Source organism: Bacillus carboniphilus (genome assembly GCF_039522365.1).
Taxonomy (GTDB): Bacteria; Bacillota; Bacilli; order Bacillales; family JC228; genus Bacillus_BF; species Bacillus_BF carboniphilus.
Window position 1 is genome coordinate 56,776 of the sequence record NZ_BAAADJ010000013.1, and the last position, 11,960, is coordinate 68,735.

16 protein-coding genes are annotated in these 11,960 nt (G+C 37.6%); 14 read left to right on the plus strand and 2 right to left on the minus strand.

Annotated elements, in window-relative coordinates; translation table 11 throughout:
* Window positions 1-268 precede the first annotated feature (268 nt).
* The 12 genes from ABDZ91_RS06455 (at window position 269) to ABDZ91_RS06510 (ending at window position 8,895) form a co-directional block, all read left to right on the plus strand.
* Window positions 269-1,105, plus strand: coding sequence for an energy-coupling factor ABC transporter ATP-binding protein (locus tag ABDZ91_RS06455; RefSeq protein ID WP_343797372.1), 837 nt, complete (start codon window positions 269-271; stop codon window positions 1,103-1,105).
* The gene (locus ABDZ91_RS06460; RefSeq protein WP_343797374.1) at window positions 1,081-1,953 is read left to right on the plus strand and encodes an energy-coupling factor ABC transporter ATP-binding protein; all 873 of its coding nucleotides are present in this window, start codon (window positions 1,081-1,083) and stop codon (window positions 1,951-1,953) included. The genes ABDZ91_RS06455 and ABDZ91_RS06460 overlap by 25 nt, the downstream gene beginning before the upstream one ends.
* Complete coding sequence (locus tag ABDZ91_RS06465) at window positions 1,946-2,743, plus strand: energy-coupling factor transporter transmembrane component T family protein (protein WP_343797375.1); 798 nt, start codon at window positions 1,946-1,948, stop codon at window positions 2,741-2,743. Before ABDZ91_RS06460 ends, ABDZ91_RS06465 begins: the two co-directional genes overlap by 8 nt.
* Before the next feature lie 13 nt (window positions 2,744-2,756).
* Window positions 2,757-3,494 (plus strand): tRNA pseudouridine(38-40) synthase TruA, encoded by a 738-nt coding sequence (gene truA / locus ABDZ91_RS06470; protein WP_343797377.1) that lies wholly within the window; start codon window positions 2,757-2,759, stop codon window positions 3,492-3,494.
* Window positions 3,495-3,697: 203 nt separating this feature from the next.
* Window positions 3,698-4,135, plus strand: a complete 438-nt coding sequence (rplM, locus tag ABDZ91_RS06475; protein ID WP_343797379.1) for a 50S ribosomal protein L13 — start codon at window positions 3,698-3,700, stop codon at window positions 4,133-4,135.
* Between the two features lie 21 nt (window positions 4,136-4,156).
* On the plus strand, window positions 4,157-4,549 hold the full coding sequence (gene rpsI, locus ABDZ91_RS06480; RefSeq protein WP_343797381.1) for a 30S ribosomal protein S9: 393 nt from the start codon (window positions 4,157-4,159) through the stop codon (window positions 4,547-4,549).
* Between the two features lie 3 nt (window positions 4,550-4,552).
* Window positions 4,553-4,828, plus strand: coding sequence for a hypothetical protein (locus ABDZ91_RS06485; protein ID WP_343797383.1), 276 nt, complete (start codon window positions 4,553-4,555; stop codon window positions 4,826-4,828).
* A 132-nt stretch (window positions 4,829-4,960) separates the two neighbouring features.
* Window positions 4,961-5,668: a DUF5667 domain-containing protein gene (locus ABDZ91_RS06490; RefSeq protein WP_343797385.1), complete on the plus strand. Its 708-nt coding sequence runs from the start codon at window positions 4,961-4,963 to the stop codon at window positions 5,666-5,668.
* Window positions 5,669-5,712: 44 nt separating this feature from the next.
* Entirely contained in the window at window positions 5,713-6,198 is a 486-nt protein-coding gene (locus tag ABDZ91_RS06495) for a hypothetical protein (protein ID WP_343797386.1), read from the plus strand.
* Between the two features lie 168 nt (window positions 6,199-6,366).
* Complete coding sequence (locus ABDZ91_RS06500; protein ID WP_343797388.1) at window positions 6,367-6,816, plus strand: DUF2521 family protein; 450 nt, start codon at window positions 6,367-6,369, stop codon at window positions 6,814-6,816.
* A gap of 69 nt (window positions 6,817-6,885) precedes the next feature.
* Window positions 6,886-7,632 carry an N-acetylmuramoyl-L-alanine amidase CwlD gene (gene cwlD, locus ABDZ91_RS06505; protein ID WP_343797390.1) on the plus strand — a complete coding sequence of 249 codons (747 nt, stop codon included), beginning with the start codon at window positions 6,886-6,888 and terminating at the stop codon, window positions 7,630-7,632.
* A 210-nt stretch (window positions 7,633-7,842) separates the two neighbouring features.
* Window positions 7,843-8,895 (plus strand): Mrp/NBP35 family ATP-binding protein, encoded by a 1,053-nt coding sequence (locus ABDZ91_RS06510; protein WP_343797392.1) that lies wholly within the window; start codon window positions 7,843-7,845, stop codon window positions 8,893-8,895.
* A 64-nt stretch (window positions 8,896-8,959) separates the two neighbouring features.
* On the opposite strand, the gene gerD is transcribed toward ABDZ91_RS06510, so the two are convergent.
* Window positions 8,960-9,601 (minus strand): spore germination lipoprotein GerD, encoded by a 642-nt coding sequence (gene gerD, locus ABDZ91_RS06515; protein ID WP_343797394.1) that lies wholly within the window; start codon window positions 9,599-9,601, stop codon window positions 8,960-8,962.
* Window positions 9,602-9,783: 182 nt separating this feature from the next.
* Here gerD and ABDZ91_RS06520 point away from each other — a divergent pair, with 182 nt between their 5' ends.
* Entirely contained in the window at window positions 9,784-10,407 is a 624-nt protein-coding gene (locus ABDZ91_RS06520; protein ID WP_343797396.1) for a KinB-signaling pathway activation protein, read from the plus strand.
* A gap of 83 nt (window positions 10,408-10,490) precedes the next feature.
* On the opposite strand, the gene ABDZ91_RS06525 is transcribed toward ABDZ91_RS06520, so the two are convergent.
* Entirely contained in the window at window positions 10,491-11,243 is a 753-nt protein-coding gene (locus ABDZ91_RS06525; protein ID WP_343797398.1) for a polysaccharide deacetylase family protein, read from the minus strand.
* A 184-nt stretch (window positions 11,244-11,427) separates the two neighbouring features.
* On the opposite strand from ABDZ91_RS06525, the gene ABDZ91_RS06530 reads away from it, so the two are divergent.
* On the plus strand, window positions 11,428-11,646 hold the full coding sequence (locus ABDZ91_RS06530) for a hypothetical protein (protein ID WP_343797400.1): 219 nt from the start codon (window positions 11,428-11,430) through the stop codon (window positions 11,644-11,646).
* The last annotated feature ends 314 nt before the right edge of the window (window positions 11,647-11,960 follow it).

Sequence of the window (11,960 nt, forward strand, 5' to 3'; positions counted from 1 at the left end):
TGGTCCTTGCCCCTTTTCGTTTATATTAAGAAGAGCACAAATTTCTGCTTTTCTAACAGGTGAAACGGGGCGTTATGATAAAGCTTCTTCAAGTATGAGGTATTTGTCTAGCTCCTGAGGCAACCCTAAATAGGGCTTGCCTCCGCCCTTTCTCCTTTAATTTGTAATCTCCCCCCAAACTATCTCCTTAAACGCTCTCCATTATTTTTTAACCTTTGATATAGATTAGATTAGTATTAGCCGAGTTTAGTAAGAGGAGTGAGATGAGATGAAAGAGTTAGTTTCCGTTCGAAATCTATCCTTTTCGTATAATTCCCAAAAAACCTTAGCCTTACATGATATTTCCTTAGATATATATGAGGGTGAGTGGCTTGCGCTTGTTGGACATAATGGTTCTGGTAAGTCAACCCTTGCGAAATTACTTATGGGGCTCCAACCATTTAATGAAGGTAATATAACGATAAATGGACTTCCTTTGTCTGAAGATACAGTTTGGGATATAAGAAGAATAGTGGGGATGGTTTTTCAAAATCCGGACAACCAGTTTGTTGGAACAACTGTTGAAGATGATGTTGCATTTGCTCTTGAGAATAATGGAATTCCAAGACAGGAAATGAGAGAAAGGGTAAAACAAGCATTGCAACAAGTCAAAATGCAAGAATTCCTAAATGTTGAACCCCACCATCTATCTGGTGGTCAAAAGCAACGTGTGGCTATTGCAGGTGTTTTGGCCCTGCAGCCAAAGTTAATGATTTTGGATGAAGCCACTTCTATGCTAGATCCCAGAGGAAGAGAAGAAGTTCTAGATACTGTTCGTCAATTGAAGGAGAAACAAGATATTACGGTTGTTTCTATTACCCATGATTTAGAGGAAGCAGCAAAGGCGGACAGAGTTATCGTTTTAAATAAAGGGGAAATCTATAGACAAGGAACTCCAGCTGAGATTTTTCAGATGAAGGATGAACTTATTCAATTAGGCCTAGATATTCCTTTCTCTGTCAAAATGAAACAAGCTTTACAAGAGAAAGATCTCCCTATGAAAATTGATTCCTTGTCTACAGGAGAGTTGGTGAATGAACTATGGACATTATACTCGAGCAGGTAGAGTACAAATATCAGGCGGGTACACCGTTTGAAAGAAGGGCACTGACGGATATAAACCTAGAGATCCCTAGTGGTACATTTCTTGCAATTATCGGACACACTGGATCTGGGAAATCAACGGTTATTCAGCATTTAAATGCGTTATTAAAACCAACAAAAGGCAAAGTCCGAATCGGAAGTCATGTCGTAGAGGCGGAAGTGAAAAATAAAAACCTAAAACCGATCCGCCAAAAGGTAGGGATCGTTTTTCAATTTCCAGAACATCAACTTTTCGATGAGACAGTTTTAAAAGATGTTTGTTTTGGGCCAATGAATTATGGAGTGCCAGAGGAAAAAGCAAAGGAAAAAGCCAGACATGCTTTAAACCAAGTTGGATTAACGGAAGAGATATATGATAAATCTCCTTTTGAACTCTCTGGCGGCCAGATGAGAAGGGTTGCGATAGCAGGAATATTAGCAATGGAATCGGATGTTATCGTCTTAGATGAACCAACTGCGGGTTTAGACCCAAGAGGGCGGAAAGAAATAATGGATTTATTCTACAAGCTTCACCAAGAAAGGAAATTGTCCACCATTCTTGTTACCCATAGTATGGAGGATGCAGCGGAATATGCAGACGAAATTGTCGTGATGCATAAGGGAACCGTCATGAGAAAAGGGACCCCTAGTGAGATTTTTGCATCTCCTAAGGATCTAATGGTTCTTGGCTTAGATGTTCCTGAGGTCGTTAAGTTTCGGTTGCAGGTAGAGGAAAAGTTGGGTGTATCCATTCCTAGTCCATCTATGGACATGGGTGTGTTGGCGGAACAAATTGCTCAACTGATAAAAGGGGGTAAAACCCATGACTGATAAGATTATATTTGGGCGATATATCCCAGTGGAATCCCCTTTACACCGGATGGATGCTAGAGCTAAAATACTCTTTGTTTTTGGATTTATTTGTATTGTATTCCTAGCAAACAATGTCATAACAAATGCAATCCTTTTAGGGTTTACAATATTAGCAATCTTACTTTCGAATGTTCCTGTTAAGTTTCTCTTAAATGGATTAAAGCCAATATTTATTATTATTCTTTTTACCTTTTTCCTACACGTTTTCTTTACACGAGAAGGGGCTCTGGTTGCAGATTGGGGCTGGATTAAGATTTATGAGGGTGGAATTAGGCAAGGGGTTTTTATTTCTCTTCGCTTTGTTTACCTGATATTTGTAACGTCGCTATTAACACTTACAACGCCACCCATTACATTAACAGATGGTATTGAAAGTTTGTTAAACCCTTTCAAAAAAGTGAAGCTCCCAGTCCACGAGCTGGCACTCATGATGTCTATATCGCTTCGGTTCATTCCAACGTTAATGGAAGAGACAGAGAAAATTATGAAAGCACAAACAGCTAGAGGTGTTGATTTTTCTACAGGCCCCATAAAGGAACGTATAAAAGCAATCGTACCATTACTGATTCCATTATTCGTCAGTTCCTTTAAAAGGGCTGAGGAGTTGGCTCTAGCCATGGAGGCAAGAGGTTATAAGGGTGGAGAAGGCCGTAGTAAATACCGTGAATTGATTTGGAGTACAAGGGACCACATACTATTGTTTTTATTTATCGTACTCACACTTATACTATGGTTCCTTCGCTCTTAAAGGAGTTTTGAGTATGCCTAGGATAAAGTTAATCATTTCATACGATGGAACTCATTTTAACGGTTACCAAGTGCAACCAGGTCTCAGAACTGTGCAGTCCGAGCTGGAACACGCGTTAAAACGAATGCATAAAGGAATGGATATTAGAGTAACCGCATCTGGTCGAACAGACCGTTATGTGCATGCTACCGGTCAGGTTATTCATTTTGATACAGAGCTGGAAATCCCTGCTGATAAATGGAACATAGCATTAAATACTATGCTTCCTGAAGATGTAAGAATTATACATGCAGAACAAGTGGATTCCCAATTTCATGCTAGATTTGATGCGATTCAGAAAGAGTATCGATATAAGGTGAATTGTGCTAAAATACCGTCTGTCTTTAAACGCCATTATGAATATCACTATCCTTATAAGGTAGATGTTATGAAGATGAAAGAAGCTTCCAAGCTATTATTAGGAACACATGATTTTACTAGCTTTTCTTCTGCAAAATCAGAAGTCGAAGATCGCATAAGGACGATTTATTCCATTGAGATTTTAGAAAAAGAGAATGAACTAACCTTCTGTTTTATTGGAAATGGATTTTTGTATAACATGGTCAGAATCCTTGTTGGTACACTCATTGAGGTAGGAAGTGGAGTTCGTGAACCAGCTTCTATGTTGAGTATAATAGATGCAAAGAACCGGGCAGCAGCTGGTAAAACGGCTCCGGGACACGGCCTTTATTTATGGAAGGTCGAGTATTAGAACGAGATGGAAAAAATAAGGAGCTCTGTATTTGGGATTTATTATAAAATCTCCTTGACTTTGCACCTTCAGGAAGCTATCATATTAAGGTATATGATTATTCCGCGATAAAGCCCCGGAACTCTATCGTGATTGAATAGATTAGTACGTTTAAAAACGAAAAACTAATGATTTTATGAATATGAATTTCAGGAGGGTCACACATGCGTACAACTTACATGGCGAAAGCAAATGAAGTGGATCGTAAATGGTACGTTGTTGACGCCGAAGGCCAAACTCTTGGTCGTTTAGCAAGCGAAGTAGCTGCTATCTTGCGCGGAAAACACAAACCAACTTACACACCACATGTTGATACAGGTGATAACGTAATTATCATCAATGCATCAAAAATCGAATTAACTGGTAAAAAGTTAACGGATAAGATTTACTACCGTCACAGCCAACATCCAGGCGGTTTAAAATCTAGAACGGCTTTAGAAATGCGTACAAACTACGCTGAAAAAATGCTAGAGCTTGCAATCAAAGGAATGCTTCCAAAGAATACTCTTGGACGCCAAATCTATAAGAAGCTTCATGTATATGCTGGAAGCGAGCATCCACACCAAGCTCAAAAACCGGAAAGTTACGAACTTCGCGGATAATTTTAGAAGGAGGGACTCATCATGGCACAAGTTCAATATTACGGAACAGGTCGTCGTAAAAGTTCTGTCGCTCGTGTACGTCTAGTACCAGGCGAAGGAAAAATCGTTGTAAACGGCCGAGACGTTGAAGATTATATTCCATTCGCAGCACTTCGTGAAGTGGTTAAACAACCTCTAAACGTTACTGAAACTCTTGGTAACTATGATGTGCTAGTAAACGTATCAGGTGGAGGTTACACAGGACAAGCGGGAGCTATCCGTCACGGAATCGCTCGTGCGTTACTACAAGCTGATCCTGAGTACCGTGGTTCACTAAAGCGTGCAGGTCTACTAACTCGTGACCCACGTATGAAAGAGCGTAAAAAATACGGTCTTAAAGGTGCACGTCGCGCGCCACAATTCTCAAAGCGTTAATTATTGTTTTTTCAAAGACTCTCAACCGATTTGGTTGGGGGTCTTTTTTGCATTCAGAAAAAATGCTCAAAAATATATGCAGATATAATTGAAAAGGGGGAAAGGCTTGGTGAATTCAGCACTAAATATAATAGTGAGATTATTGCCCGTTCTATCTCAACATTTATGGACGGACTTGCACTAGACCATGCTATTTTACCAGAGGAAGAATTAAAACTAAAAGAACAGTCTATTTTTTTTGTGGAATATTTAAAGTTGGCTTTAGAGGTAAATGTTTAGCAATCAGCACTTGCGTGGGGCAATTTTTATAGGTAATTCCTCCTGAAATCAATAATTCTTAACATTTGCGACATAAAATTTTTTTTATCGACGAACTTTTTAGTATACATAGAAAGGGAGGAAGCATTTACAATGAAAAACAAAAAAATAATTCATTTACTATCAAGTACTGCTCTTGCTTCAGCACTTATATTTCCAATTGGTACAGGAGTTACATTTGCAAACGAAGACACAGCGGAGGATCTAGAGACAGTTTCATTAGAAGAAACGAATACCTCTGAAGAAACAAACGAGGAAGTAGTAACTGAAGAAGAAGCAACAGAAGAAGCTTCCGATGAATCATCTGAAGAATCAACCGAAGAAGATAGCAATGAGGAAGCTGAGCTAGAAGAACCGGCATTAGTACCTGGGGATTTCTTTTACTTTGTAAAACTGATGACGGAAAAAATCCGTCTTGCGGTTACCTTTGATGACTATAAAGAAAGTAAATTATTAGCTGAGTTTGCTGCAGAAAGAATTGCAGAAGCTAATGCTTTAATTGCTAAAGGAGAAATAGAAGAAGCAGAAGAGCTTTTACAAGAGGCTATTGCTATTCAGGAGCAGGCTGGAGAAAAACTAGCAGGATCCACAGAAGATGAGGGAACTGAATCAGAAGAGGCAACCGAAGAAACTGATGAGGAAGCAGTTACAGAGGGTACAGAAGAGACTAACGAGGAATCAGATTCAGAAGCTACCGATGAAGGTACAGAAGAAGAATCAGATTCTGACGTGACTGAAGAAGTAACAGAAGAAGAAGATGAAGTTAGAGCAAGCTTGCAAATAACATCGATTCACTATTAGTAGTACTTGAGAAAATTGATAATCCAAAGGCTCAAAAAGCTATTATGAAGAATGTACAAAAATCATTTGAAAAAATGGAAAAGAAATTTAAGAAGCTAGAAGATGCAGAGCAGAAGTTTGCTGAGAAGATGAGTAAGGTTGAAGAAAAGCTTGAAAGTGGTCAAATTTCTGAAGAAGAAGCAGATCGTGAAGTAGAAAAGCTTGAGGAAGAACTAAGTAAAAAAGAGCAAAAGATTGAAGATGAAGAAGAGAAAGATGTTAAAAAAATCAACAAGAATGTTGAAAAAGAACTAGAAAAAGCTGCTAAAGAAGAAGAGAAGAAAGAGAAAGAAGCCTTAAAAGAGGCAGAAAAGAAAGAAAAAGAAGCAGCTAAGAAAGAAGAAGAAAGAAAAAGAGAAGAAGCTAAAAAGGAAGAAGAAAAGAAACGAGAAGATAGAAAGAAAAAAGATAAAGACGAAGACGATGATGACGACGAAGACGAAGATGACGATGACAACGATGAAGATGACGATGAAGAAGATGAAGACTAAGTTGTTTCATACAAAGGATTAAGAAAGCATAAGAGGCTCTCAACGAATTAGTTGGGAGTTTTCTTTTTTATACATGGAAGAAATCATCTATATTGGTGCTTTATTTCGTGGCTCAAAAACCGTATGAGTCATTGTGAAACGTTAAAGACTATCCTTGAGGTGGTCATTATGACTGTTATTCATAGCTTTCGGCAAAAGCAAAGAGAAAAAGAAATAAAACTAGAGCGAAATTTGTTGCGAGAGCTTTCTATAGAATGGTTAAAAAAGAAGACTTTAGAATGTTTTATTAAAGGTATTGATTCCTCTCAGTACATTCCGATTTATCAATTGGAGGAATGCTGTCAAGATGTAGCAGTAGAAGCGTTTCTTTTAGGAGGACGTTTCGGGAAATTTGGTTACTACGGGGAGTCAGTTGAGGAAGTAAAGTCACGATGTCAGGAAGAAGAAAAATACTTAATTGATACACTATACCATTATATTGAAATTGAAGGTTTATTTGAAAAAAGACCTATGATCCAAGATTCTTTATATTTGCAATGTGAACAATATGTACATGCTTTTTGGATGGAAGGATTTTTAAAGGCTGTTAAGAGATATAAGCTTAAGTTGAAATCTTAATGTTCCGTGTTCTAAACCTCCCCCTTGTCCCATAAGATGGACTAGAGGATGTTGTTAGGGGGAGCAAGTGTGAGAAATAATTTGAAATGGGTTATTTTTTCTATAGGAGTCGTTGTTCTCTTTTTTATTGTACAATTTGATATTAAAAATGATGAGTCCTGGGATTCTTGGAATTTACCTTTGACAGGGAAAATCATCTATTTAGATCCCGGACATGGTGGAGTGGATCCAGGGGCTAGTAAGGAAAATGTGATTGAAAAAGATGTAGCCTTAAACATTGCGTTTAAACTCAGAGACTTCCTTCAGCAACAAGGCGCTCTTGTTTTAATGACGAGAGAAGCTGATATCGATCTTGCTGATGCAAATACGAAAGGCTACAGTCGGAGAAAGTCTGAGGACCTTCACAAACGTTTAAAACTTATAAATGATTCTGAAGCGGATCTTTTCTTGAGTATTCATTTAAATGCCATCCCATCATCCAGGTGGTCTGGGGCACAAACCTTTTATGGTCCAAGATACAAAGAAAGTGAAGAAGCAGCCAAGTATATTCAAGGGGAATTAACACGTAATTTAGAAAATACAACCAGACAAGCGAAAGAAATTAACAATGTATTTCTTATGAAACATGCTGAAAAACCGGGAGTGCTTGTAGAGGTTGGTTTCCTTTCGAACTCGGTTGAGCGGGGCAACTTGCAAAACGAAGCATACCAAGAAATGTTAGCTGCATCAATCTATAAAGGTGTATTGAGATATTTCTCAGAGTATGACGATGAAGATAAGGAAGATGAGGACGAGGAAAAAATAGAGGATGAATAAAAGCTCGCTTACTAACAGCGAGTTTTTTGTTTTGGGTGATTGACTATAGTAAAATAGTGTAGTGTGAAAATAATCACAGAGTTAACTAAATTAGACTGTTAGGATGAATTTACAATCCTTTTTGAGGAAAACAGTAGACAGGATAAATAGAGACTGGCTATGTTATAATGATTATAAAGAAAACGAATACAATATAAAGGTGGGTCACATGTGTTAACAGAAGAAAAAATCCGTTCACTCGTGCAAGAACTAAAAGATCCTTTCTTAAATAAATCGTTAAAAGAAACTGAAGGTATTCTTGAAATCAAAGTAAAAGATGAAAAGAAACATGTAAGTCTTAAAGTTGCAATTGCAAAAACAGGAACAAGTGAGCAACTGCAGCTTCAAGGTAAAATTGTAGAAACTTTGAAGCGCTCTGGTGTAGAGTCGGTCGGTCTTCGTTTTTCTGATTTACCAGAAGAGACTCTTGAAAAGTTCAGAGGACAGCTAGGTGGACAAGAAAAAGGGACTTCCTTGTTAAATAGCGATACAACATTTATTGCGATTGCTAGTGGTAAGGGTGGAGTTGGTAAATCAACTGTATCCGTGAACTTAGCCGTTGCTCTAGCCCGTCTAGGTAAAAAGGTCGGGATCATAGACGCGGACATTTATGGTTTTAGTGTTCCAGATATGATGGGTATTGCAAATCGACCACAGGTAAGAGGAGAAAAAATAATTCCTGTAGACCGGTTTGGTGTAAAAGTTATATCCATGGCGTTTTTTGTAGAAGACAACTCTCCTGTAATATGGAGAGGACCAATGTTAGGGAAAATGTTAAATAGTTTCTTCTCCGAAGTAGAATGGGGAGACCTTGACTACCTACTTTTAGATTTACCACCTGGTACAGGGGATGTTGCGCTTGATTTACATACGATGTTGCCTACATGTAAGGAAATTATCGTAACAACACCTCATCCTACAGCAGCTTTTGTTGCAGCTCGTGCAGGTGCTATGGCCCTTAAAACCGACCATGAAATCATTGGGATTGTTGAGAACATGTCCTATTTTGAAAGTAAGGTAACAGGTGAGAAGGAATATGTATTCGGTAAAGGTGGAGGAGAAAAATTAGCTGAAGAGTTAAAAGCGCCGCTATTAGGTAAACTCCCACTAGAGCAACCGGACTGGAATAAAGAAGAGTTTGCTCCTTCCGTATATGAGGAAAACGAGAGATTAGGGAAAATTTACCTAGAAATTGCAGATAAGCTACTAGCGGAATTAAGATAAAAGGAAGGACCATCATTTCGTAAAGGAATGGATGGTCCTTTTTAGATCATTCATATCAGATGGATTAAGATCCTTGGTCAGACCCGCCGCCACTTTGGTCTCCACCGCCGCCATCTCCACCACCGGAGTCTCCACCACCGCCACTCTCTTCTCCAGACTTTCCTGTTCCCATTTCTTCAGCAGCCTTCATTAGCACATCTGCCATTTTTGCTTTAAACAGGGGACTCTCGATGGTATCCAGAACAACAGTTTGTAAATGTTCTCTGAATTTTTGGCTTTTCATTTGATCTTCTAATGCTTTTGCAATTTCAGGATCCTTCAATATATCTATCATCATTGCCTGGTATTCAGGGTCTTTCATTAAGTCTTTTAGTAAGGTTTCATTTTCTTTTTTCATTGACTTTGCAACAGACTCAGCAAATTTAGGATCCGAAAAAGATTCTTTCCAGAAATCTACTCCCTTTTCCGAGGTTAAGGTAGTAACAATTGTATCTGAAACAATCTTTTGATCCATCACAAGTTTTTGCTGCATTTTTTCATCCGCCATAATCTCTTCGAATGCTTTCTTTCCATCATCAGACTTCAAGATATCGACAATCATTTTCTTGGTCTGCTCGTAGTCCATTTGATTACCATTACTGCCTTGACCACCGCAACCAGTAAGAACAAGTAACAATAATATGATCAATCCACATATTTTCTTCATGTTGACTGCCTCCTAATCCCTTTCCAGCATTTATATAGACGTGAAAAATTCGTTTTTTTTAATAAGTCACCTATACTTAATGTAAGACAATGTTCAATTTTTATACGAACTAACTTGTGGATTTTTAAAGCATCTATTTGATACAATCAGTAAGTGAAACTTTTTATACGGAGGACTTTGTTGTGACAAGTCGGAATTGGGTACGATTATTTTTTACTACATTACTTATTGGGGGCGTAGTAGGAGTTTTTTCAGGATTTATAGCTCGCTGGGAAGACTTTGAATGGATGTTTGCTCCATTAGATATTACTGAGGTCTTATCGTCATCTGTGTGGTTATTTGGAATAGGGTTAATTTATAGCGTCATCAGCCAAATGGGCTTTTTCTCTTATTTAACAGTACATCGGTTTGGGTTAGGTATCTTTAAATCAGTATTATTTTGGAACATGGCTCAAATCATTTTAATCGCTTTTGCATTAATTGACTTGGTCTATTTTGAATATGGGACGATTGCAGCCATACTTTTCGTTTATGGCCTAATCATTGCCACTTTAAAAGCAAAGCAAACCAATAAGGAGACCTTTATTTCAGCGCTTTTCTTTATGGCGGTTGTAACTACTATTGAGTTAATAGCTGTTCTTCGAGTAGGGAATGAAAGCTGGATTTACTTCATGCTTATCCCTTTGCTTGCATGTAATACTTATCAGCTTTTGGCTTTACCTGGTTACTTAGAGCGTTCGAAAGAGGAAAGAGAAGCCAGAACAGAAAGAAAAGCTAAGTTACAATCAAAAACAGTAAAGAAATAAAAAAAGGGTCAAGCAGACATTGCTTGGCCCTTTCCATATATATAAATAGGGTGAATAAACATTAACTAATACTCTTACAATTGTTAATTGATTTCAGAAGTTTTCGAGCTTGCATCAGAGACCATTTTAGAAAGCGGGACCATTTCTAATCCCTTGTCTTTCAATGTCTTTAAGATAAGTGGTAATGCAACCGCGGTCTGTTTTGCAGAATCAGAAGCATGCAACAAAATAATATCACCTTTTTTTGCAGAAGCTACATTCTCCACAATCATCTCTTTACCTGGATTGGTCCAATCTTTTGAATCTAAACTCCAATGAATCACGTGAAGACTATTTCGTTCAGCTATTTTTAAAAACCTTTCATCAAAATGACCAGTAGGTGCACGTGCATATTCTACATCTTTAATGCCTAATTTCTTAAAGACTTCCAATGCTTTGTTTAAATCGCGTCTTATCTGCTCGTCTTCCAATTCAGAGTAATCCTTGTATTCGTATCCGAGTACGCCAATCTCATAACCACGTTTCTTAATCTTATCTACTAAATCGGGGTGTCTTTCAGCCCAAGAGCCGGATAGAAAAAACACGGCCGATTTTACTTCCAGTTTTTCTAGAGTCTCAATAATAGGTGCTGCTTTTTCGTCACCCCAACCAATATTGAAACTTAAAACAACTCCATCATCCCCACGATAAAAAGCTTTTGGTCCCTTGTCCGTAGAAAAAACGGGGATATGAACAAAATTCTGAACAAATAAGAACCAAGCTGTAAATAGTGCCGTTAAAATAATGAACATTGAATTCTTAAGCCGTTTTCCGTTTAGGACATAAATAAAACCCATAAGAACCCTCCTTAACTAAGACAACCTACTATTCAACATATGCTTGTACCTTCTAAATATGTCGCCATTTTTTTCGTGTTTTTGTAAAAAAGACGTGAAATCAAATTGTATAGTAGTGACATAAAAATCAATTCTTTGGACATAACTATATTACGCTTTTGTCGTAGATAGAGAGGTGGTTAGCTTGTTCGGACTAATCGTAAATGGACAAGAACAAAAAGAACTTCAATACTTAATAAAGAGAGAAATGGATGAAATTCTATTTGACTTAGAGGATCACCGAATAAGTAATGTAGTAAAGAATTCAATGGAAGAGCGATATAAAATACTATTTTCCCTATTACAAAGGGTAGCCCCTAAAGAAGAATACATATCCTATATTCGTTCAAAAAAATACAAATAGTCGAACTTTTAATTTATGGTTGACGAATAATATAGTTCCTTGTTATAGTAATAAACGTCGCTGATACGAAATCAGCAACAAATAAATTTTTAAAAAAATATATTGACTCTTCGTTGTGAAGGTGTTATTATATAAAAGTCGCTGTTTTGAGTGACTTTGATGAAGGTTAACTACTGAATACATTCAAAGATTGATTGACATCAGTAGCCTTGTTCCTTGAAAACTGAACAAAGAAAAACGTCAACGTTAATTCAATTTTTATTTTATGAGCTATTCAAATCTTTTCTTTTATGGAGAGTTTGATCCTGGCTCAG